This is a genomic window from Pseudoxanthobacter soli DSM 19599 (assembly GCF_900148505.1).
Taxonomy (GTDB): Bacteria; Pseudomonadota; Alphaproteobacteria; order Rhizobiales; family Segnochrobactraceae; genus Pseudoxanthobacter; species Pseudoxanthobacter soli.
In genome coordinates, this window is the sequence record NZ_FRXO01000001.1 from 547,763 (window position 1) to 569,522 (window position 21,760).

Consider the following 21,760-nt stretch of genomic DNA (forward strand, 5'->3'; position numbering starts at 1 on the left):
GGACGGGTGGACGAGATCGAACCGCGCCGAGGCGCGCCGCCCGCTGGTGATCGCGGACGCGCGGATCGTCGATCCGGCCGCCGGGCTCGACGCCGTGGGGGCGATCCACGTGGTGGACGGCCGCATTACTGCCATCGGCCCGCAGGCTGCGTCGCTGCCGGCGCCGGACGGCGCCGAAATCGTCGACGGCAGCGGGCTCGTCGCGGCGCCCGGCCTCGTCGACATGCTGGTCTATGTCGGCGAGCCCGGCCACGAGCACCGCGAGACGCTGGCGACTGCCAGCCAGGCGGCCGCCGCCGGCGGCGTGACGACGATCGTCACCATGCCCGACACCGATCCGGTGATCGACGACCCGGCGCTGGTCGACTTCGTGCTGCGCCGCGCGCGGGATACCGCGATCGTCAACGTCCACCCGATGGCCGCGCTCACCAAGGGCCTCGAAGGCCGCGAGACGACGGAGATCGGGCTCCTTGGCGAAGCCGGCGCGGTGGCCTTCACCAATGGCCGCCGGCCGATCGTCAGCTCGCGCGTGATGCGACGAGCGCTGACATATGGCCGCGATTTTGGCGCGCTCATCGTGAATCGTCCGGAAGACCCGGAACTCGTCGGTAGCGGCGTGATGAACGAGGGCGAGACCGCAAGCCGGCTCGGGCTTTCCGGCATTCCCCGGGAAGCTGAGGTGATCGCGCTCGAACGCGACCTGCGCCTCGTCGCCCTCACCGGCGGGCGCTACCACGCCGCTCTGGTGAGCTGCGCGGCCTCCGTCGAGGCGATCCGCGCCGCCAAGGCCGCCGGGCTCGACGTGACGGCGGCGACGTCCACGGCCCATCTCGCGCTCAACGAGCGCGACATCGGCGCCTACCGCACCTTCGTGAAGCTCTCCCCGCCGCTCCGCAGCGAGGAGGACCGCCTTGCCGTGGTCGCCGCTGTCGCGGACGGCACCATCGACATCGTCGTTTCCAACCACGACCCTCAGGACGTGGAGACCAAGCGGCATCCGTTCGCCGAAGCGGCCGACGGCGCCATCGGACTGGAGACCCTGCTGGCGGGAGGCCTTCGCCTCGTGCACAATGGGCTCGTCCCCCTGCCCCGGCTCATCGAGGTGCTGTCGACCGCGCCCGCGCGCCGGCTCGGGCTCGATGCCGGCACGCTGATGCAGGGTAGCCCGGCCGACATCGTCCTGTTCGACCCCGGCGCGCCGTGGATCCTGGAAGAGACGTCCATCGTCTCCCGCTCCAAGAACACGCCGTTCGAAGGCGCCCGCTTCCAGGGCAAGGTGGTGGCGACGTTCGTGGGCGGAGAGCCGACTTTCGTCTCGCCGGCGTTACGCACCACGCATCATCTGTAAAACACGGTTCCTCTGGACAGAATGAAATATCGCTGAGCGGTCTCCGCGCGGTTTCGCAAATGCGGCGGAAAGGCATAGTCTCCGTCGGCCTGGAACTGGAATCCCGCCGGAACAAGCGTGCTGCCAATCACATCGCGCAGTTCATCGGGTGTCCTGTAGATCGCATTGTAGACCTGATCCAGCTCTTCCGAAAAATACTCCTTTAAAGTCAAGCGCACGTCCATCTCGGAAACTGACTCTCTTATATAAACGAGAGCGTTTTTGGAGGAGAGTTGCGCGATTAAGGAAAGCGTATCAAAAACGGCTTGATCATTAAGATATATAAAAAGACCGGTGACGATAAAGTAGTCGAAGGGAGGCTTCAACTTCAAGGTCGAAGGGTCGATATTCGGTATATCCGCCAGTTGAAAGTAGACATCTCCGGCTGAAGATTCCTTGCTGGCAAGCGAGATCAGATCTTCCGAAAAATCGAGCCCCAGATACGAATGCGATTCGCCAGCATAGACCTTTGAGAGTCTCCCAGCGCCACAGCCAAAATCGAGGATTTTGGACGGCTTTGAAAGACGCGGCAGAAGATATTCTCTTTCATGTGCATCGCGATCTAAGGCAATTGTGGAGCCAGAAGATTGCAGCATCACTGCATTAACAGCATTGGCCTCCTTTCTCGCCCGTTCATTAAAGAATTCGCGAATCTGCTCAGAATCGATTTCCTCTTTATTCTGATAGATACGGCTCATCATAAACCCCGAGAGTGACTTTCCGTGAACCCGATGCAGGCATCGGTCATCGCATGACTGGCTTGCGCGGAAACAGAAGAATCTTAACTCGCCAGGGCCGCAAGATCGAAGTGATGGAGATTTTGCTTGGCGAGACTCAAATCGTGTTCGTTATCGATCTCGTACGACGTCAACTCCATCGTATCCATCGGAAGATACTGCCGTAAGTGCTCATAGACCGCCGTGTTGCCGATGTCCGAGAAGAACTTGATTGGAAGCCAGGAGATATTGGCCCACTCGTAAGTCGTCGGCTCATTCCGCGAAAAAGCCGTGGCTGCACCGCCTTCGATTGTCGTAAAGACGGCATCGAGCGTTTTCGCTTTCGTGATCCCCAGGCGCGGGACGCCGGGGCGGCACGTCGCCAGGAAGGCTGCAAAACCATCCGGTTCGATCAGCATGTCGCCGTCCATGAAGAGACAATCGCCGCTAAGATGGCGGGCTCCGAGTTCGTAGCTGTGCAGCGTCGTGGTGCTCCGGAAACCTGGATTGCGGACGACAAGCACATCTGGGCGTATGCGCACGATCTCGGAAATGACCGTCTTTTCTTCGAAGCCCACGACAACGCGAACATCTTCCACATCCTTGACCAGATGCAGCAGATGTTTCAAGATCATGACGCCGCCGACTTCGACAAGGCACTTGGGTTTGCCATGACCGAGCCGGGAACCCAGGCCGGCCGCGGCGATCACAGCGTGTTTAACAATCGACATAGCGACCTTCCATCCAGGGCGACGTAATTGGAGACAGAGATCAAGGCATCGGGAGCCCGGTGAATTCCCTGAAAGGCAATTCCGATGTCAGCAACGTCGAATATGGGAACGTCGTTGAACCCTTCCCCAATCGCCACAAGGCGGTCGAAGCGCTCCTTCAGCTCAAGGCCGACGACGCTCTTGCGCATCACCATGTCGAGCCCCGTTATCCGCCCCTCCTGGTCGACCGTCGCTGTCGATGTATAAAATTTGCAGCCGAGACGCGAAATGAGAGGCTGAATCCAGATATCGAGATTGCCCGTAACGACAAAGCATCTGTCGCGATTTGTATTTATAAAATCCTCGATATAGGGATCGAATTCGACTTCCGAAACGATCGAATGGATGCGTTCGACAGCGGCGCTGCGCAGAATGGCGAACCGCAACCTGAAGGAGTCTTCGAAGGGGATCAATCCGGCCATCGTCAACTCGGTGAGCAAGCGCATCTCAGGCTCAAGATTGAGCTCCGACGCAATCATGGGGAGCAGCTCAGCGCGTGTGACTGTTCCATCCAGATCGAAGGCAAACGCGGTTCCGGCATCCCGCTCGTGCGGCGTCGGGAGCGACCGCGCGCTCTCCGAACGCACGATAAAAGGCTGCCTCTCAGTCCTGTACATATCAAGACCTCAACGGGTAAATGTCGGACGCGATAGTATTAAGAATCACCTGAGCGGCCGGCTCGTCGCGCGGAAATATAAGACTGAGTAAATATGCTCGCTCGTTTTCGAACATGAAAGGCTTTCCGGATCTGTACTCCAGAGCGGCGGATTTTAATTGATCGAACGTCGTCACGCGATCGGCGCACTTCTCCGAAATTCGCCCAAGCTCATTGAACGGAGCGTGACAGCAGGAATCGATAAATATCAGCGGCTTTTCGAAGATGTGATACTCGGTCAGAAATGAAACGCCGTCCGTGATCATGAGGTCCGAGGACGCGAACAGTTCTCCGTAATTGCCCTCGCACAGCCCGCAGTTGGGGAGGCTCGTCCATTTCGATATGAAATCGTCGTAATCGACGCCGGTCGCAGGCCTGGTTGTTCTAACGGCGTACTCAAATGCCGGGTGCGGCTTGAAGACGAACTGAATGCTCTCATCGCTTCGAGCCCAATCGAGCATCTCGCGATAGATTTTGTGAAAGACGCCGAATCCCTGATTCTGGATTGCAAGCGAAAAGTGAGGTGCCCAGATGACGCGGAAGCTTCTCGCCCCTGATTCACCGAGCGGCCAGACGCCTTTTCCCTTGTATTGCCGCAGCTTATCGAATTTTGAGTAACCACTCAGAACGAACTTATCGGGATCGGAATGTTGGAAAGATCTATAATAAGACTGTGTTATTTTAGTCTCGCAAAAAACTTTCCATGCACTACGATGATAGATTTGGTCGTAGTTGTTTGCATAGGCTTCGTCCGAAGAATCCTTTGCGTCCGGATTCGCGAGCACGCCCATGCCATAGGGAACGACACAAATGCGGGCAAATGTAATCTCAGATGTCCGCAACCCCGGCGGCACAGGTATATCCCACTGCTGCTGCCTGAATACAACATCCGGCATCAGATTTCGGAGGATATCCAAGGCTTCAAGAGATTGCACATCGAGGCGAATATGCGGGATCCCTTGATTTTCCAGCCAATTATGGACGATATCTTCGCCGGAGAACTCCGCTCTTCCGAGATGACTATGATTTATAGAAACAATCATTGGGTGAAAGCGCTCATCTTTCACCATTTCCATGTAAACGTCAGCGAGCGCGTCCCACATTGGAATTGACTGGACGATAAAGACACAGCGTATCTTCGATTCCGTCGAAGGAATTTTTCGCAGCGTCAAATTCGAGACCTGCTTAATCGCATGCAAATGCTGATTGATTCCGACGATATCGTCGGCCAATTTTCCGATGAACTCATTGCTTATCGAGGAGCCTTGCTTGGCTTTTTCACCAAGCGTCTTTTCGATAATCTGCTCCACTAACCTCGGAAGATATTTTTGCTGAGATTGCAGTGTCTGAAGCAATTTGGCGATTTCGACCTGGATATTACCTTGCAGTTCGATCTGCTCTGCCAGGGAATCGACCTTTTGCCTCAAAGCTGCGAGTTCTGTCGTGATCTCCGCTACGGAATCCGGCCTTGTTGCGGTATCGGAGTTCAGCATTTGATCCACTTTCGCAGATAATTCGGCGTGGCCCCCAGCCTTCGCGGGCAAAGACAGGATGGCCTTTCACGGCTCGCACTCTATTGCCGCAATCTTTCGTCAGACTGACTTGCTGCGGTCAGGTCCGTTCGGCAGGCGGACGTTTCCGGCCTGAGACGCGGGGGACGGCTGTCAGGGAGACAGCCGATTGACCAGAAACGCGATGTCCTGCCCCGCCGCCGCTTCTGCCTTCTCGATCACCGCCCGGTAGCGGGCGAGCACGGCCATGCCTTCCGGCGTGACCACGGCGCCGCCGCCGCCCTGACCACCGTGCTGGGCGGCCACCAGTGGCGCGTCGAACAGGGCGTTCATATCTTCGACCAGCAGCCACGCGCGGCGGTAGGACATGCCCATCGCCCGGCCCGCCGCCGCGATGGAGCCTTCCGAGGCGATCAGTTCCAGAAGCTGAGCCTTGCCGGGGCCGAAGAAGCCGCGGTCGCCGAAGTGGATGCGGATGCGCAGGGTGGCATCCATCGAGCCGTTGGAGGCGTCTTTCGGGCCGGCATCAGTCGCGGTGCCGCCCGTTGCGCTGCGACCACGCCAGGAGGATCGGCGTCGCGCTCGCGCCGGCTCTGCCCCATCACTGGACCGCCCGTTCTCGTTCACCGTCGACCGCCGTGCACACGCGATATCCTGCCCCTGCGACAATCCTGACGACCGGGAGGACGGTGAGCAAGCGTCATCGGCGCAACTGCGCGCACGCCCGACGGCGTCGCTTGGCCGCGCAGGTCCGGTCGACCGTGTCAGCCGACCGACGCGAGGCCGGGGAATTTCTCCAGAAGCCAGAACGACAGCGTCGACATCTGCCCGGTGAGGAACAGGATGCCCGTCACCACGAGTAGCCCGCCCATAGCCTGCTCGACGCGGTGCATGTGGCGCCGGAAGCGGCGCATCAGGCCAAGGAACGAGGTGGAGAACAGCGCCGCGAGCACGAACGGGATGCCGAGCCCGAGCGAATAGGCGACGAGAAGCCGCGCGCCTTCGAACGCCGTCGCCTCGCTGCCGGCGACGAACAGGATCGAGCCCAGCACTGGCCCGATGCAGGGCGACCAGCCGAACGCGAACGCGAGGCCCATCACATAGGCCCCGACGGGTCCCGGGGCGCGGCGCACGTCCATCCGCGCCTCGCGCATCAGCAGCGGGATGCGGAACACGCCCAGAAAATGCAGTCCCATCACCAGGATGACGATGCCGGAGATCACGGCGAGCGTGGGCAGGTAGAGCGCGAGCAGCCGGCCGATCGTGGAGGCGGTCGCTCCGAGGGCGACGAAGATGGTGGAAAACCCGAGCACGAAGGCGATCGAGGCCACGACCACCCGCCGGCGGATGCCGCCGGTTTCAGCCTCGCCTGCGAGTTCATCCAGCGAGACGCCCGCCATGAAGCAGAGATAAGGCGGCACGAGCGGCAGCACGCACGGGGAAACGAACGAGAGAATGCCCCCGACGACCGCCGCGCCTGTCCCGATATCGAAAGCCATGCCCGTCCGCTCCTGCCCGCCCGCCCCTGCCCGAACGCGTCGCCTGCCGACGGTGTTGTCACATCCGGCGTTGGGTGCCGAAAGCCTTTGGCATGCCCGCGCCCGAAGAACAACCGGACGGCGGGCTCCCGGAGCGGGGGAGCATCGCGCCCGCCCCGGTTCGGCGCAGGAAGGTTCAGCCTTCCTGACGCTCGCCGTCGTCCCCGACGATATCACCCATCTCCGCGGCGAGGTCGGCGGCCACCAGGTCGGCCATGGTCAGGTCGGGCAGCGCGGGCCCGAGATTCGCGAGCCTGTCCTGCGCCTGGCGTTCACGTTCCACAGACCATATATCCGGCTGCTCCCGTCCGTCGGACTCCGCGAGAGCGCGCGAGGCACCGACCAGCAGCAGCGCATCGAATGCCGGGCTCGCTCCCACGTCCGGCGCCACGTTGGCGAGGCCGTCGCGAGCACGCTGGTGGACGGCGGGGAGCGTGCGGTCGTCGTAGAAGTCGTCCGTCGCCTGCACGAAGGCGCCAAGCATCTGCCGCATCGAGCCGAGCAGTTCCTCCACGGCGAGCGTGGACGTCGCCGACATGCCTCGGCCCGGAACGAGCGCCGTCGGTCGGAAGGCGGCGATGCGGTCGAGCGTTACCGGCCACTGGCGAAGATAGCCGTCGGCGAGGTCCGGAAGTTCGCCGGAAACGACGAGATCACCCGCGAACATCACGCCGGCATCGGGCACCCACACGACCACGTCGCCGAGCGTATGTCCGCGGCCGAGATGCATGACGCGGATTTCGCGCTCTCCCGACCACAGCGAAAGCGAGCTACCGAACGTCACCGTCGGCCAGACCGGGCGCATGGCGGTGAACGGCACAGTCTCGCCGCCGGCCGTGCGGCGGTGGGCGATCAGCTCGCGATTTTGCCGGCCGCGGTCGCTCATGAGCCCGCGCGTCAGCGAGGACGACAGGATTTCCACACCGTCGAACGCTGCCGCGCCGAGGGTGGCGTCGGCGTGGTAGTGGGTGAACACCACCTTGCGCACCGGCTTGTCGGTAATGCGGCGCAGCGCCTCGCCGACCTGGGCGGCGACGGCCGGCGTCTCTCCGCCATCGATCAGCACGATCCCGTCGACGCCGACGATCGCGCCGACGGTCGGATGGCCGGTCAGCGTCGCGGCATAGCAGTCGCGGCCGACTTCGGTCAGGACGACGGAATCGGCAGCTTCGACAGAGGCGACGGACACATCGGCCATGATACGACTCCCAGGCGACAACAGATCGGGCGGCCTTTTATCCCTACGAATGTGGCGGGGACGGGATGACGATGCGGTTTTTCCGCCAAAGGCCGCACCGATCGAACGCCATCTCTACCATCGGACGGACGGCTGCGGCACGGCCGCCCGCAGAACGTGCGGTCCGAGTGACAAGGCAAGGTGCGGCGCAGCGGCTTTATCGGACACAGCGGCCGTGCGAATTCGTAAGGGATTGATAACGCGGATAGATCAAGCTAGGCATAATCGTCGAGATTGGACGCCTCATGTCGCCCTTTCAGGGCATCCGGGCCATGCTGCGCTCGCATCGCACGGCTCTTTTCAGGCGCGTCCCGGCAAGGTGCTGCCGCAATGACCGGAAAATACGTTCGATATCTTCGCCGCCTCATGGCCGTGCCGCGCGTTGGCAGGCACCTCGCGGCAACGGGCCTGCTCGCCGGGTCGCTCGCCGTCAGCGGCCTCGTGCCGGGTTCAGTGGCGACGGCGACGGCGGCGGACTGCACGTCCATCGGCCGGCAGATCTACCAGGCCGCCGCCGCCAAGGACCAGCAGCGGCTGGAGGCGCTGCGCCGCCAGTATGCCGCGCAGAACTGCAGCACCGCAGCGGCGCCTGCGGCCAAATCCGGCGCGGTCAAGGGCGGGACGGCGAACTCCGACAACACCCGCACCCGCTACGTCAACCAGAACGGTCGCATCGTCGCCCTCACAGAGGGGGGCTCCGGGTCTGATCCCGGCAGCTTCCTCAAGCAGCTTTTTCCGATCTTCGGCGGCACCAAGCAGGCCGAGCCGCAGCAACCCGACAAGGGCGGCAACCGTCCCCGCGTGCTGACGCCGAAAACACCCGCGCAGCCCGCCGTCGCCGCCGTTCCGGCGACCCCGGCCGCGCCGGCGGCCAATGTCGAGACCTACCGGACCTATTGCGTGCGCGGTTGCGACGGCTACTATTTCCAGATCGGCCGCGCATCGGCCGAGACCGATTTCACCCGCGATCAGGCGGCGTGCGAGAAGACGTGCCCGGCGAGCCCGGTGTCGCTTTACGTTCAGCGCAACGGTGATCCTGCCGCCGAGATCGTCTCGCTGCAGGACGGGCAGCCCTACAATCAGCTGCCGGCGGCCTTCCGCTTCCGCGACGGGCGCATCCCGGGTTGCAGCTGCTCCGCGGACGCTGCCGCTCCCGACAACATGAGCCGGCCGACAGGCGTCGTCGACGTGGCCCAGCCGGGAACGGCCGCCGTCACCGCTGCGGATCCGGCCGTCGTCGATGGCGCCGCACCCGCGGATGCCGCAGCGGCCTCTGCGTCAGCGTCGTCAGCTGAACCGGCGGCACCGGCAAAGCCGGCGATCAGCAAGCCGCCGCTCCGCGTCAGGACAGTCGGGCCGACATTTCTTCAAACCCAATGAGCGGCATCAGCTTGGCGAGCTCGGGGCCGTCCTCGCGCCCGGTCATCGCCACGCGAAGCGGATGGAACAGAGCCTTGCCGCGCTTGCCCGTGGCAGCGGAAACCGCCTGGGTCCAGGCGCGGAAACTCGCCGCGTCCCACGGTTCGGGCGGCAGCAGATCCCTCGCCGCGGCCAGAAACGCCGCATCCTGCGCGTCGCCCGCCGGCTTCGCGAGCGGCCCCCGCACCACGTCCCGCCATGCCTCGGCATCGGCGACGACGGTGAGGTTGGCGCGGATCGCCTCCCAGAATGCCGGCCCGAGATCGGCATCGAGCGTGTCCAGGCGGGGCCGGGCCGCCTCATAGTCCATGGCGTGGACCAGTTCAGCGTTGGTCCCGGCGATATCGCTCGGATCGAACCGCGCCGGAGCGCGGGAGATATGCGCGAGGTCGACGCGGCCGGCGAGGTCGTCGAGTGAGGCAACCGCCTCGACCGCCTCCGACGTCCCGACCAGCACTGCGAGCGAGGCGACGGCCATGGGCTCGTAGCCTTCCGCCCGAAGGCTGCGCAGCGACAGGGTTCCGGTGCGCTTCGACATGGCACTGCCGTCGGCGAGCACGAGAAGATTGTGATGCCCGAACGACGGCACCGGCCCGCCGAGCGCCTGGAACAGCGCGATCTGAACCGCCGTATTGGTGACGTGGTCCTCGCCGCGGATGACATGCGTGATCCCGAGGTCGATGTCGTCGATGACGGACGGCAGCGTGTAGAGATAGGAACCGTCGGCGCGCACCAGCACCGGGTCCGATAGCGAACGCAGGTCGACGCTCGTCGGCCCGCGCACGAGATCGGTCCAGGACACCACGCTTGCATCATCTGCGCCGGTCGTTCCTTTTGCCGATCCGGCCACGGCGTCGGGCAGCAGGAAACGCCAGTGCGGCGAACGGCCTTCCGCCTTCAGGCGGGCGCGGTCGTCGTTCGTCAGCGCCAGCGCGGCGCGGTCGTAGACCGGCGGCAGGCCGCGCGCTCGCAGGCGCTTGCGGCGATAGTCGAGTTCCTCGGCCGTCTCGTAGCAGTCGTAGAGCGCACCGGAGCGCCGCAGGTCTTCGGCAACCTGATCGTAGCGCCCGAAGCGGTCGGATTGCCGGACGACGGCATCGGGCTCGATCCCGAGCCAGGCCAGGTCTTCCAGAATGGCGTCGGCGAAGGCCGCGGTCGAGCGCTCCCGGTCGGTATCGTCGAGACGCAGGATGAAGCGTCCGCCGTTGCGCCGTGCAAACAGATAGTTGATCAGCGCGGTGCGGGCATTGCCGAGATGGAGGTAGCCTGTCGGGGAAGGCGCAAAGCGTACCGTGGGTGTCATCGTCTCTCAGCTCTCGTCCCAGGCCCGGCCGTGATGTCGTTGACGGGGCGCGCCGCTATATAGCCCGCCGCGCGGCAGGCGGGAACGGACGAGTTCGCCGCCACGACGGGTCTCACCCGCTGCGATGCCGGACGCTTCGGCCGGGGGCAAAGCGGACGGACCGGGGATAAGTGCCGGGCACCGGGGCGGGCCGGCTTTCATCCGCGTCGTCTTTCACCGGCCGATGGTCTATGCTCAAGGATCGGCCTGGGGTGCCGTCGCCGCCTTCCATCGGGAACGCCGCGACGGCTGAGATCACACCCATCGAACCTGATCCGGATCATGCCGGCGAAGGGAGCGGCCCGTCGGCACCGGCCTCTCAGGGTGGCGCGCCGCACCGTCTCCTCAGCCGGCCAACGAGGAGACGACCCATGTCCGGCGATATCCTTTCGCCATCCGGCGAGCCCACCGTCGCGCCGCTCTCGCTCAGCCCCGGCGAGGCGCTTGCGCGGATGCGGGCGGCGGCACCGCTCGTTCACAACATCACCAACTATGTCGTGATGACCCCGACGGCCAATGCGCTGCTCGCTGCCGGAGCCGCGCCCGCCATGCTGCACGCGCCCGAGGAGGCGCCGGAATTTGCGGCGATCGCCTCCGCGCTGGTGGTCAATATCGGCACCCTTTCCGCTCCCTGGCTCGCGGCGATGATCAGCTCGGTCCGTGCCGCCGTCGCGGCAGGGCGGCCGTGGGTGCTCGATCCGGTCGCCGGCGGCGCCACGGCCTTCCGCCGTGAGGCCGTTTCCGCCCTGCTCGCAGAGCGGCCGGCCGTTGTGCGCGGCAACGCCTCCGAGATCCTTGCCGCCGCCGCGGGCGGCGTCGCCGGGCGAGGTGTCGACGCGGCACACGGCGTCGCCGACGCCGCCGGCCATGCGGATGCCCTCGCGCGCCGCCTTGGCGCAGTCGTGGTGATTTCCGGCCCCGTCGATATCGTCACCGACGGCACCCGGCGGGTGGAACTCTCCAACGGCGTGGAAATGCTGACGCGCGTGACCGGCACGGGCTGCACCGCGACGGCGCTGATCGGCGCCTTCCTCGGCGCTGGCATCGCCCCTCTGGAGGCGGCCGTGGGCGCGATGACGCTGATCGCGGTCGCCGGTGAGATCGCCGCTGACGTCGGCCCCGGCGAGCCCCCTCGGGGCCCCGGCAGCTTCGCCGTCCACCTGCACGATGCGCTCTGGAGCATCACGCCGGAGGTGCTGGATGCCCGCGCCCGGATCGCCGTGGTGTCCGCCACCGGCTGATGCCCCCGGGCATTCGCGTGCCGTAGAAGGTCCCGAAGGCCTGTCGCCGGCCGAAGCCGGCGCTCGCCGCCTTTGCCTTTTCAGCACGCGCCCGGCGACTGGCGCGGCCGAAGCCGGCTGCAATTTCTGCCAGTAATAAACGCCTTTATCGGTGTTCCTTAATTCTCTCAGGCTGATATGGTTCGCCGGAGAGGATAAGTGGGATGCGTGGCAACCGGTCGTGGTGGAAGGCCGGCTTGCGGCGCGAGTCGGTCGGATCGCGTTGAACGATCCCGCCCCTCGCCGCTGGGCTTCCCAGAGGTGCGTTTGGGCGGGCGCGAAGCATGAAGAAGACGTTATCCGAACTCGGATCGGCCGATGCCGCGCGCCAACGTGCCGGCGGAGGCGACGGTCCGCGTCAAGAGCGTCGCTTCGCCGGTTCGCTTGCCGCCAATTTCGCCCTGTTCGTGATTCTGCTCAGCGTCGCGCCGCTCTGCGTTCAGGGCGTGATGTCCTATCACGTCGCGAGCAGCACCATCCGTGACCTCACGGCGCGGAACTTGCGCGCCACGCTGGCCTCCGAAGCCGATTTCCTCACGCTCCAGGTCAACGAGGTCGAGCGGCTCGTCACCGCGATCGCCGGCATTGCCGACGTCCGCACCATGCTGGCGGCGCTGCCTCCGGCGGAGGAAGGCGCTCCCAGACCCGCCCTCGTTCAGGAAACCATCCGCGACGCCCTCTCCGGCTATCTCGCGCTGCGCGGCATCGTGGCGATCGACGTGATCGATACGCAGGGCAACTATTTCCGCGTCGGTGCCCCGCCTAAGAATGGGGCGCCGGGCCGGGCCGAGCGCGACCGCATGCTGCTGGCGATCCGGGACGGAGATCCGAGCATCCGTTGGCTGGGGGCGGACACGGTGCCGGGTGGGGATCCCTCGGTCGTGACGTTCGGCATCGCCGTGCACGCGATCGGACCGTCCGGCAGTCCCGACAAGTCCCTTCCTTCCGCCGGTGGCGACATGATCGGCGCGCTCATCGTCCATCTCAGCGCCGACGAACTTTTTCAGCATCTGCGTACAGCGAACAGTCGCAATCCCGGCACCCTGCTGGTGGTGGCGCGCGACGGCGTCGTGCTGTTTGCAGCGGACGGCACGAGGATCGGTCAACCCGCGCCTCAAGCGGTCATAGATGCGATTTCCGGAGATGAGCCGGCGACGGAAGCCTTTATCGACGGCCAACGTGCCATCGTCGCCTATGCCGAGGCGGCGAACATCGGCTGGTTCGTGGTCAACGTGACGCCGCTCGCCTCCGTCGAGGCGCCGGCCCGCGCGATCGGCATTCTTACCGTCCTGATCCTTGGCGGCAGCCTCGTGATCGTCATCGTCGCCGGCATCCTCGGATCGAACCGGATCGTCCGGCCGATCCGCGCCCTGATTGACCGTTTCAAGACGCTTGAGCATCCGACCGCAGATCTGAAGCCGCTGCCCGTGGTGGGAACCGGCGAAACGGCGGAGCTCACGCACTGGTTCAACGTCTTCCTCGCGTCGGAAGCCGAGCGCCGCCACGCCGCGATGGCCCTGAAGGAGAGCGAGGAGCGCTACGCGCTGGCGGTGCGCGGCGCGAACGATGCGCTTTGGGACTGGGACCTGCGTTCGGACCGCATTTATTACTCACCGCGCTGGAAGGCGCTGCTCGGCCTGGAGGAGGACGTCGTCCTCAACGACAGGCCGGATACCTGGACGGACTCGATTCATCCGGACGACCGCGAGAACGTGCTCGCACGCATTGCCGCGCACCTGGAAAACAAGGCGCCGCAGCTGATGGTGGAACACCGCCTGCGGCAGGCCGACGGGTCCTATATCTGGGTTCTGGCGCGCGGCGTCGCGCTCCGGGACGACGAGGGCATGCCCTACCGGATGGCAGGCTCGCACACCGACATCACCTCGCGCAAGCGGGCCGAGGAACAGCTTCGCCACGACGCGATGCACGACACGCTGACCGGACTTCCGAACCGGCGCGCCATGTTCCGGATGCTGAGCCTGATGATGCGGGAGAGCAACCGCCACGGCAAGCAGACCGGCCTGCTGATCATCGACATCGACCGCTTTAAGGACGTCAACGATTCCCTCGGCCACAAGGCGGGTGACGCCGTTCTGGTCGCCGTCGCGAGCCGCCTGCGCCGGGAAGTGCGCGAGATCGACGTCGTCGCCCGCCTCGGCGGAGACGAGTTCGCCATCATCTTCCCGAACATCGACAGCATCGCCTCGATGCCGATGATCGCCGACCGCATTGTCGGGGCCATGCGCAAGCCCGTGGACGAGGGCTCCGAGCGCTACAGCATCACCGTCACCGCGGGCGCGACCGCGAGCGAATCGGAGAGCGCGCCGGAACTGCTGCTGCGGGAGGCCGACCTCGCCCTGTTCGAGGCGAAGCGGAGCGGTCGCAACCGCTTCAGCATCTACAACGAACGCATGGAGGTGGAGTCGCGCCGCCGGCTCGCCGTCGAAAACGCGCTGCGCAGCGAACCCGCGATTGACGCCATCCGCATCCTGCTCCAGGCGCAGGTCAACCCCGTCACCTGGAGGACCACGCGGTTCGAGGTGCTGTCGCGCTGGCGGAGCGCCGACGGCACCGTGATCAGCCCGGTGCAGTTCGTCGAGGCGGCGGAACATCTCGGCCTGATGCACGACATGACCCGTGCCATCATCCGACGTTCGATCGAGGCGATCGAATATTTCGACCGCCGCGGCCACGACGAGATCAGCCTCGCCATCAATCTCAGCCCGAGCGACCTAGAACACGTCGACTTCTCGTCGGAAGTGCTGTGGCAGCTCGCCGGGCGCAGTATCTCGCCGAAGCGGCTTCAGTTCGAGATCATCGAAAGCACGCTGCTGCGCACGTCGAACGCCGTCGTCAGCAATATTCGCCATCTCGTCGAAGCCGGCTGCACATTCGCCATCGACGACTTCGGAACCGGCTTTTCGGCGCTGTCCTATCTGTCGCGCTTTCCGATCGACACCATCAAGATCGACAAGTCCTTCGTCGTCGATACGGGGCTCGGGCAGGAGCCGGATTCGCTGATCCGCGCCATCATCGGCGTCGGTCACAGCCTGTCGATGCGGGTGGTTGCGGAGGGCGTGGAGACGCCGCTCCAGGCGCAGTTCCTGGCAGCGGAAGGCTGCACCCTGCTGCAGGGTTATTTGTTCTCGATGCCGGTGCCCGTCGAGGAAGCCGTGGATCTGCTGAAACCGGGCATCTTCGAGCAAAGGGCAAAGGCCGGGAACGGCTGATCCCCGGCCTTTGCGAAGCGTGGCATTCCGGCGCTTGCGCGCGGGCGTCAGGCGGCGGCGGGGGCCGCCGGCATCAGCTCGAGCATCGTCTCGAAACCCTCGAACTCCGGATGGCCGAGCGTGAGCGGCTTGCCGGAGCCGGCGCTGCGGTGGGCGGCGCGGAACGCCTCCGAACGGGTCCAGTCCTCGAAGGCGGCCCGGCTCTCCCAGACGGTATGGGAGGCGTAGAGCGTGTGGTCCTCGCGCTCGGGACCGCGCAGCAGATGGAACGACTGGAAGCCCGGCACGCGGTCGAGATGAATCTCGCGCTTGGTCCAGACCTCCTCGAAGGCCGGTTCCTCGCCCTTGCGCACCTGGAATCGATTCATGGCAATGAACATGGCTCTGTCCTCAGAAGAATGACGATGCCGATCTTTTGCCGCGCTCCGGCGCACAGGGCAAGCATTTCCTGCTTTTGAAACCTATTTGCAATTATTATAAGTCCATTTGAGCGCTGCCGGACTTCTTCCGCTTCACGGGGCTCGGACGGCCGATCATCGCGAAGGGACGGGAAATAATGCCCCGTCCGCAGACTGTCTCGCCCCGTCGCCAACCGCAGCGCCGGCGCGAAATCCCGGCAGCGACCGCGCAAGGGGGTTCAGGAAAGCGTCCGGTCGTACGCGAGAACCGCGTTGAGCAGCACCTGGGCTCCTGCGGCGCACTCTCCGGGTTCGGTCGATTCCGCCTCGTTGTGGCTGATGCCGTCCTTGCAGGGCACGAAGATCATCGTGGTCGGGGCGACGCGGTTGACATAGCAGGCATCGTGTCCCGGGCCGGAGATAATGTCCCGCGCGGGATAGCCGGCCGTGGCCGCCCCCTCCCGAACGCACGCGATCAGGTCCTTGTGGAACACGACGGGTGGCGACGACCAGATGCGCTCACACACGATATCGAGGCCCGTGGCGGCGCGCACCTCTTCCACCGCCGCCTCAAGCGCGGCTTCCATGTCGTCGAGCACCGCGTCTTCCGGATGGCGGAAATCGACCGAGAAGAACACCTCGCCAGGGATGACGTTGCGCGAGTTCGGCTTCACCTCCACAAGCCCAACGGTGCCGACCGCAGGCGGACGCGCCTTGGCGATGGCGTCGACCGCCTCGATCAACCGGGTGGCGCCGAGCAGCGCGTTGCGGCGCATCGTCATCGGCGTCGAACCGGTATGGGCCTCCTGCCCCTTCACGGTCGCCTCGTACCACCGGATGCCCTGCACGCCCTGGACGATGCCGATGGTCTTGCCTTCCGCCTCCAGGATCGGCCCCTGTTCGATGTGCAGCTCGAACATCGCACCGATCTCGACCGAGCCGGCGGGACTCTCGCCGCGATAGCCGATCCCGTCGAGCGCCTCCGCGAAGGTCACGCCCTGCCGGTCGACGCGGCTATCCGCGTAGGCGCGATCGAACACGCCCGCATAGACGCCCGAACCGAGCATGGCCGGGGCGAAACGCGAGCCCTCCTCGTTGGTCCAGTTGACCAGCATGACGGGCGCGTTGGTCTCGTATCCGCTGCCGTGCAATGTCTTCAGCACTTCGAGGCCCGCCAGCACGCCGAGCACGCCGTCGAACTTGCCGCCGGTCGGCTGGGTGTCGAGATGGCTGCCCATGGCGATCGGGGCGATGTCGTCGCGCCGGCCCGGCCGCACGGCGAACATGTTGCCCACCTCATCCACCGTCACGGTGCAGCCGAGCGCCTCGCATTCGGCCTTGAACCAGTCCCGCACCTGCCGGTCCCAGTCCGTCAGCGTCAGCCGGCAGATGCCGCCCTTCGGCGTACCGCCGAGCTGCGCCGTGGTCATCAGCATGTCCCAGAGGCGCTTCGGATCGATTTGGAGGTTCTGCAACATCACTCGTGGATCCCTGGTCGCGCGCCGCGCCGTTCGCGCCCGCGCGCTTTCACCGCTCATGCGGCTTTTCTCGTCCGGCGAAGCCCTCAAGCGCGCTCAGGGCGTTACGTCGATCCGCTCCACCCGCTTCGGCGCATTGAGTTCGCGCCACTGGGCGTCCGCGACCGCGACGGCGGGGAAGGCCGGGCGCGGCACGTACTGCCCGTCGCCGGCCTCCGCGCGCAGTTCCCTGTCGATCCAGGCGACCTTGCCGCGCGACAGCACCACGGCCGGCAGGCCGGTGACCTCGTAACCCTCGAACACGTTGTAATCGATCCGGCTGATCTGGCTCGCCGCGGAAATCGTCCGGGTCGCTGCCGGGTCCCACACCACCAGATCGGCGTCGGAGCCGACCGCCACCGCGCCCTTGCGCGGGTAGATGTTGAGGATGCGCGCGATGTTGGCCGACGTGACCGCGACGAACTCCTCGCGCGTCAGCCGGCCGGTGCCGACGCCTGCGGTCCACAGCACCGCCATGCGGTCTTCGAGGCCGCCGGTGCCGTTCGGGATGCGGGTGAAATCGGCCGCGCCAAGGCGCTTCTGCTCGGTGGTGAAGGCGCAGTGGTCGGTCGCCACCACATGAAGCGACCCGGATTGCAGCCCGGCCCAAAGGCTCGCCTGGTGCTCTTTCGGCCGGAAGGGCGGCGACATCACGCGGCGCGCTGCATAGTCCCAGTCTCGGTTCTGGTATTCGCCGTCATCGAGCACGAGATGCTGGATCAGGGGCTCGCCCCACACCCGCTTGCCCGCGGCCCGTGCCCGCGCGATCGCCTCGTGGGACTGACGGCAGGACGTGTGCACCACATAGAGCGGCGAGCCGGCCATGTCGGCGATCATGATGGCGCGGTTGGTGGCCTCGCCCTCCACCTCCGGCGGCCTGGAATAGGCGTGGCCTTCGGGGCCGGTGATACCCTCGCGCAGATAGCGCTCCTGAAGGCGGAACACGACGTCGCCATTCTCGGCGTGGACGAGCGGCAGCGCCCCGAGCGACGCGCATCGGCTGAACGAGTGGTAGAGTTCGTCGTCGTTCACCATCAAGGCGCCCTTGTAGGCAAGGAAGTGCTTGAAGGTGTTGATGCCGTAGGTCTTCACCACGGTTTCCATGTCGTTGAACGTGTCCCGGTCCCAGCCGGTCACACCCATGTGGAAGCCGTAATCGGAGGTCGCGCGCTCGGCCTTGCGGCGATAGTCCTGGTAGGCGGACAGCATCGACTGTCCCGGCCCGGGAATGCAGAAATCCACCACCATCGTGGTGCCGCCGGACAGCGCCGCCTTGGTGCCCCACTCGAAATCGTCGGCGGAGACGGTGCCCATGAACATGAAGTCGAGATGGGTGTGGGGATCGATGCCGCCCGGCAGGACATAGGCGCCGCCGGCCTCGATTACCTCCGCACCCGCCGGCGCCTCCAGATCCGGCCCGACGGCGACGATGACGCCGTCCTCGACAAGTACGTCGGCACGTCGCGACCAGTCGTGGTTCACGACGGTTCCGCCTCTGATCAGGATCGCCATGGCTGCACTCTTTTCGTCGTCAGGACAGGATCCGGCAGGGCGGCACGGCCGCCCTGCCCGTTCGCGATGAAAGCTGTCGCCGCAGCTTACTTCATGGCCTCATAGACCTTGAAGGAATAAGCACCCTCCGGCTTCTTGGTGATCACCGGATCGGAACCGCCGGCCATCAGGATCTCCACCGTGCGGTCGAAATCGGCGGGGTCGAGCTTGCCGTCGTCCTTGGTGTCGAGCAGCTTGACGATCTCCTCGGCCATCCGCTTCTGGTGCTCGGCCGTCTGCGCGCCGGAGGCATCGTTGTCGAGCACGATCTCGGCCGCCTCGTCGGGATGCTGGCGGGCATAGTCCCAGCCCTTCATGGTCGCCTTCACGAAGCGGGCCATCTTGTCGACGAACTTCGGATCGTCGAGGTTCTTCTCCATGACGTAGAGGCCGTCTTCGAGCGTGGCGACGCCCTCGTCCTCGTATTTGAAGACCACGAGATCCTCGGGCTTCACGCCGGCCTCGATCACCTGCCAATATTCGTTGTAGCTCATGGTGGAGATGCAATCGGCCTGCTTCTGCAGCAGCGGATCAACATTGAAGCCCTGCTTGATCACGGTAACGCCGTCCGGCGAGCCGTCGGTCTTCAGGCCGAGCTTCGACATCCACGCGAGGAACGGATACTCGTTGCCGCCGAACCACACGCCGAGCTTCTTGCCCTTCAGGTCGGCCGGCGTCTTGATGCCGGTGTCCTTGCGGCAGGTCAGCCAGAGGCCGGACTTCTTGAACGGCTGCGAGATGTTGACGAGCGGCACGCCCTTCTCGCGCGAGGCGAGCGCGGAGGGAAGCCAGTCGATCACGACGTCGGCCCCACCGCCGGCGATCACCTGCGGCGGTGCCACGTCCGGCCCGCCGGGATTGATCGTCACGTCGAGCCCTTCATCGGTGTAGTAGCCCTTCTCCTTCGCCACGTAGTAGCCGGCGAACTGGGCCTGGGTCACCCACTTCAGCTGCAGCGTCACCGCATCGGCGGCAAGCGCCCGGTCCGCGGGTGCGAACGCGGTCAGTCCCAGGCTGGTCATGCCGAGGATCAGTCCCGCGGCGAGCATCCGTTTAAACGTCATGGTTCCTGCCTCCGGTTGTTTCGCCGCCGCCCGGAAAGAGGCGCCGGTCGCTTGAATCACGCGATGGGTCACTTCCGATAGGACGCGTGCCAGAAGGTCACGCGCCGCTCGATCAGAGAGACCAGGCCGTAGAACAGCGTGCCGGACACGGCGGCGAGCGCGATCTCGGCCCACACCATGTCGAGCGCCATCCGCCCTGCCTCGATGGAAATGCGAAAGCCGATGCCGACGATCGGCGTGCCGAAGAACTCCGCCACGATCGCGCCGATCAGCGCGAGCGTGGAATTGATCTTCAGGGCGTTGAACAGGAACGGCATCGCGGCCGGCAGCCGCAGCTTCAGAAGCATCTGGCCCCAGGTCGCGCCGTAGGAGCGCATCAGGTCGCGCTCCAGCGGCCCGGTAGACGCGAGCCCGGCGACGGCGTTCACGAGCATCGGGAAGAACGTCATCACCACCACGACGGCGGCCTTGGACGGCCAGTCGAAGCCGAACCACATCACCATGATCGGGGCGATGCCGATGATCGGCAGCGCAGAGACGAACTGGCCGAGCGGCAGCAGGCCCCGCCGCAGGAAAGGAACCCGGTCGGCCGCCACCGCCACCACGAAGCCGGCGATGTTGCCGATGACATAGCCCGACAGCACACCCTTGAGGAAGGTCTGCACGAAGTCGGCGCCGAGCATCGGCAGGTCGCCGACGATGCGCTGCGAGATCGCGCTCGGTGCCGGCATCAGCACCGCCGGCACCGCGAAGGCGCGCACGCAGATTTCCCACAGATAGAACAGGAACATGCCGAACAGCACCGGCACGGCGATGGTGATGAAACGCGCCTGCGCCACCGAGCGCGGCCGCTGGGCTGCGAGCGCCGACACCATCAGGCTCGCCCCGGCCCAGGCTGCGAACGCCAGCGACCAGAAGCCGGAACCGGCTGCGCCCGCGACGCCCGGAAGGTCGAGCGCGGCAAGCGACGCCCCCGCCAGGCCCAGCGACGCCACGAGCCCGGGGATCAGCGCCAGGCCGGACGGCCGGCGCGGACGCAGCGACGTCCACAACAGAAGCGCCGTAGAGACCGCCACGACGGTGAACGCAACCGGCATCGAGGCCAGGGCTACCGGCGGCGCACCGCCGAGCGGAAGCTGCGTCGCCGCGCCGGCCGCGAGCGCGGCCGCGAACAGCCCGAGCCGCACCCCGGGCGCCGGTCGCGCCGAAGCCTTATGGTCAGGCAATGCGCCCCGACGCGCCGCCGTCGCCTGTTCAGCGTGCGCGCTCATGACCGCGCGCCCATCAGCCGGCCGACAAGGCGCTCGACGGCACCGATCAGCGAGACGAGCGCCGCGGCCAGGATCGCGGCAGCGAACAGCGCGGCCCAGATCTGCACCGTCTGGCCGTAATAGGACCCGGCCAGCAGCCGCGCACCGAGGCCCGCCTGCGCGCCGGTCGGCAGCTCCGCGACGATGGCCCCGACGAGCGAGATCGAGACCGCAACCTTCAGGCTGGCGAACAGGAACGGCACCGCCGCCGGCAGCCGCAATTTCCAGAACGTCTGCGCCGCGGTCGCCGAATAGGTGCGCATCAATTCCCGCATCAGCACGTCTGGCGAGGTCAGCCCCTTCACGAGGCCGATGGTCACCGGAAAGAAGCAGAGATAGGCCGATATCAATGCCTTCGGCATCGTTCCTCGAATTCCGAGCGAGCCGAACACCACGATCACGATCGGCGCGATGGCAAGGATCGGAATGGTCTGCGAGGAGATGATCCACGGCATCAGGCTCATTTCGAGCGTGCGGACGTGAACGATCAGCACCGCGAGAAGGACGCCGAGCACGGTACCGATGCAGAAGCCCACGAGCGCCGCCGAGAGCGTGATCCAGGCATGGTAGACGAGGCTTCGCTTGGACGTGACGGCGACACCAAGCACCGTCTTGTCCAGTTCGGCGACGATCTGGTGCGGTGCCGGCAGAAGGGGCCGGTCGAGCGACATCGTCGCGGTGACCGCCTGCTGCCAGTCCATCGGCGTACCCGCCCGTTCGGCGGCATCGCGCACCGCCGTGATGTTCATGGCCGCGGTCGCGCAATACCAGATGGCCACGATGATCGCGACGACCACGATCACCGGTCCCGTGGTGCCGGCCATCGCCCGGTGCC

Annotated in this window: 18 protein-coding genes and 1 riboswitch; of the genes, 4 read left to right on the forward strand and 14 right to left on the reverse strand. The window is 65.4% G+C overall.

Going from position 1 to position 21,760, the window contains the following annotated elements:
• Nucleotides 1-43: 43 nt before the first annotated feature.
• Nucleotides 44-1,348 carry a dihydroorotase gene (locus BUF17_RS02320; RefSeq protein ID WP_073625997.1) on the forward strand — a complete coding sequence of 435 codons (1,305 nt, stop codon included), beginning with the start codon at nt 44-46 and terminating at the stop codon, nt 1,346-1,348.
• Here BUF17_RS02320 and BUF17_RS02325 read toward each other — a convergent pair.
• From BUF17_RS02325 to BUF17_RS02355, 7 genes are all read right to left on the reverse strand, one after another.
• Entirely contained in the window at nt 1,339-2,085 is a 747-nt protein-coding gene (locus tag BUF17_RS02325; RefSeq protein WP_175563589.1) for a class I SAM-dependent methyltransferase, read from the reverse strand. The two genes, BUF17_RS02320 and BUF17_RS02325, sit on opposite strands and share 10 nt — an antisense overlap.
• Before the next feature lie 83 nt (nt 2,086-2,168).
• Nucleotides 2,169-2,834 carry an NTP transferase domain-containing protein gene (locus BUF17_RS02330; protein WP_073625569.1) on the reverse strand — a complete coding sequence of 222 codons (666 nt, stop codon included), beginning with the start codon at nt 2,832-2,834 and terminating at the stop codon, nt 2,169-2,171.
• Nucleotides 2,810-3,490 (reverse strand): HAD-IB family phosphatase, encoded by a 681-nt coding sequence (locus tag BUF17_RS02335; protein ID WP_084563806.1) that lies wholly within the window; start codon nt 3,488-3,490, stop codon nt 2,810-2,812. Before BUF17_RS02335 ends, BUF17_RS02330 begins: the two co-directional genes overlap by 25 nt.
• A gap of 1 nt (nt 3,491) precedes the next feature.
• Nucleotides 3,492-5,021 carry a CDP-glycerol glycerophosphotransferase family protein gene (locus BUF17_RS02340; protein WP_073625570.1) on the reverse strand — a complete coding sequence of 510 codons (1,530 nt, stop codon included), beginning with the start codon at nt 5,019-5,021 and terminating at the stop codon, nt 3,492-3,494.
• Nucleotides 5,022-5,192: 171 nt separating this feature from the next.
• On the reverse strand, nt 5,193-5,666 hold the full coding sequence (locus tag BUF17_RS02345; protein WP_428977611.1) for a winged helix-turn-helix domain-containing protein: 474 nt from the start codon (nt 5,664-5,666) through the stop codon (nt 5,193-5,195).
• A gap of 137 nt (nt 5,667-5,803) precedes the next feature.
• Nucleotides 5,804-6,538: a cytochrome c biogenesis CcdA family protein gene (locus BUF17_RS02350; protein WP_073625572.1), complete on the reverse strand. Its 735-nt coding sequence runs from the start codon at nt 6,536-6,538 to the stop codon at nt 5,804-5,806.
• Nucleotides 6,539-6,713: 175 nt separating this feature from the next.
• Entirely contained in the window at nt 6,714-7,775 is a 1,062-nt protein-coding gene (locus BUF17_RS02355) for an MBL fold metallo-hydrolase (protein ID WP_073625573.1), read from the reverse strand.
• Between the two features lie 369 nt (nt 7,776-8,144).
• On the opposite strand from BUF17_RS02355, the gene BUF17_RS02360 reads away from it, so the two are divergent.
• Nucleotides 8,145-9,194, forward strand: a complete 1,050-nt coding sequence (locus BUF17_RS02360; RefSeq protein WP_084563808.1) for a DUF2865 domain-containing protein — start codon at nt 8,145-8,147, stop codon at nt 9,192-9,194.
• On the opposite strand, the gene gltX is transcribed toward BUF17_RS02360, so the two are convergent.
• Nucleotides 9,157-10,536 carry a glutamate--tRNA ligase gene (gene gltX / locus BUF17_RS02365; RefSeq protein WP_073625575.1) on the reverse strand — a complete coding sequence of 460 codons (1,380 nt, stop codon included), beginning with the start codon at nt 10,534-10,536 and terminating at the stop codon, nt 9,157-9,159. The two genes, BUF17_RS02360 and gltX, sit on opposite strands and share 38 nt — an antisense overlap.
• Before the next feature lie 237 nt (nt 10,537-10,773).
• Nucleotides 10,774-10,891, forward strand: a riboswitch (TPP riboswitch).
• A 55-nt stretch (nt 10,892-10,946) separates the two neighbouring features.
• On the opposite strand from gltX, the gene thiM reads away from it, so the two are divergent.
• Together thiM and BUF17_RS02375 are read left to right on the forward strand one after the other, a co-directional pair.
• Nucleotides 10,947-11,816 (forward strand): hydroxyethylthiazole kinase, encoded by an 870-nt coding sequence (thiM, locus tag BUF17_RS02370; RefSeq protein ID WP_084563810.1) that lies wholly within the window; start codon nt 10,947-10,949, stop codon nt 11,814-11,816.
• A gap of 323 nt (nt 11,817-12,139) precedes the next feature.
• Nucleotides 12,140-15,085, forward strand: a complete 2,946-nt coding sequence (locus BUF17_RS02375) for a bifunctional diguanylate cyclase/phosphodiesterase (protein WP_073625576.1) — start codon at nt 12,140-12,142, stop codon at nt 15,083-15,085.
• Nucleotides 15,086-15,132: 47 nt separating this feature from the next.
• On the opposite strand, the gene hmuQ is transcribed toward BUF17_RS02375, so the two are convergent.
• The 6 genes from hmuQ to BUF17_RS02405 all read right to left on the reverse strand — a co-directional run bounded on the left by hmuQ (nt 15,133) and on the right by BUF17_RS02405 (nt 21,749).
• Entirely contained in the window at nt 15,133-15,465 is a 333-nt protein-coding gene (gene hmuQ / locus BUF17_RS02380; RefSeq protein ID WP_073625577.1) for a heme-degrading protein HmuQ, read from the reverse strand.
• A gap of 257 nt (nt 15,466-15,722) precedes the next feature.
• Complete coding sequence (locus BUF17_RS02385) at nt 15,723-16,961, reverse strand: M20 family metallo-hydrolase (RefSeq protein ID WP_073625578.1); 1,239 nt, start codon at nt 16,959-16,961, stop codon at nt 15,723-15,725.
• A 96-nt stretch (nt 16,962-17,057) separates the two neighbouring features.
• Entirely contained in the window at nt 17,058-18,512 is a 1,455-nt protein-coding gene (gene hydA / locus BUF17_RS02390) for a dihydropyrimidinase (RefSeq protein ID WP_073625579.1), read from the reverse strand.
• Between the two features lie 86 nt (nt 18,513-18,598).
• Nucleotides 18,599-19,615: an ABC transporter substrate-binding protein gene (locus BUF17_RS02395; protein ID WP_084563812.1), complete on the reverse strand. Its 1,017-nt coding sequence runs from the start codon at nt 19,613-19,615 to the stop codon at nt 18,599-18,601.
• 68 nt (nt 19,616-19,683) lie between these two features.
• Complete coding sequence (locus BUF17_RS02400; protein WP_244530734.1) at nt 19,684-20,886, reverse strand: ABC transporter permease; 1,203 nt, start codon at nt 20,884-20,886, stop codon at nt 19,684-19,686.
• Entirely contained in the window at nt 20,883-21,749 is an 867-nt protein-coding gene (locus BUF17_RS02405; protein WP_073626001.1) for an ABC transporter permease, read from the reverse strand. The genes BUF17_RS02400 and BUF17_RS02405 overlap by 4 nt, the downstream gene beginning before the upstream one ends.
• Nucleotides 21,750-21,760 lie beyond the last annotated feature (11 nt).

Bases quoted from the DNA above. Each gene is read 5' to 3' on its own strand.
- thiM (WP_084563810.1), top strand. From the start codon at position 10,947: ATGTCCGGCGATATCCTTTCGCCATCCGGCGAGCCCACCGTCGCGCCG.
- BUF17_RS02330 (WP_073625569.1), bottom strand. From the start codon at position 2,834: ATGTCGATTGTTAAACACGCTGTGATCGCCGCGGCCGGCCTGGGTTCC.
- gltX (WP_073625575.1), bottom strand. From the start codon at position 10,536: ATGACACCCACGGTACGCTTTGCGCCTTCCCCGACAGGCTACCTCCAT.
- hmuQ (WP_073625577.1), bottom strand. From the start codon at position 15,465: ATGTTCATTGCCATGAATCGATTCCAGGTGCGCAAGGGCGAGGAACCG.
- BUF17_RS02340 (WP_073625570.1), bottom strand. From the start codon at position 5,021: ATGCTGAACTCCGATACCGCAACAAGGCCGGATTCCGTAGCGGAGATC.
- BUF17_RS02355 (WP_073625573.1), bottom strand. From the start codon at position 7,775: ATGGCCGATGTGTCCGTCGCCTCTGTCGAAGCTGCCGATTCCGTCGTC.
- BUF17_RS02335 (WP_084563806.1), bottom strand. From the start codon at position 3,490: ATGTACAGGACTGAGAGGCAGCCTTTTATCGTGCGTTCGGAGAGCGCG.
- BUF17_RS02400 (WP_244530734.1), bottom strand. From the start codon at position 20,886: ATGAGCGCGCACGCTGAACAGGCGACGGCGGCGCGTCGGGGCGCATTG.
- BUF17_RS02325 (WP_175563589.1), bottom strand. From the start codon at position 2,085: ATGAGCCGTATCTATCAGAATAAAGAGGAAATCGATTCTGAGCAGATT.
- BUF17_RS02405 (WP_073626001.1), bottom strand. From the start codon at position 21,749: ATGGCCGGCACCACGGGACCGGTGATCGTGGTCGTCGCGATCATCGTG.
- BUF17_RS02385 (WP_073625578.1), bottom strand. From the start codon at position 16,961: ATGTTGCAGAACCTCCAAATCGATCCGAAGCGCCTCTGGGACATGCTG.
- BUF17_RS02360 (WP_084563808.1), top strand. From the start codon at position 8,145: ATGACCGGAAAATACGTTCGATATCTTCGCCGCCTCATGGCCGTGCCG.
- BUF17_RS02350 (WP_073625572.1), bottom strand. From the start codon at position 6,538: ATGGCTTTCGATATCGGGACAGGCGCGGCGGTCGTCGGGGGCATTCTC.
- BUF17_RS02395 (WP_084563812.1), bottom strand. From the start codon at position 19,615: ATGACGTTTAAACGGATGCTCGCCGCGGGACTGATCCTCGGCATGACC.
- hydA (WP_073625579.1), bottom strand. From the start codon at position 18,512: ATGGCGATCCTGATCAGAGGCGGAACCGTCGTGAACCACGACTGGTCG.
- BUF17_RS02375 (WP_073625576.1), top strand. From the start codon at position 12,140: ATGAAGAAGACGTTATCCGAACTCGGATCGGCCGATGCCGCGCGCCAA.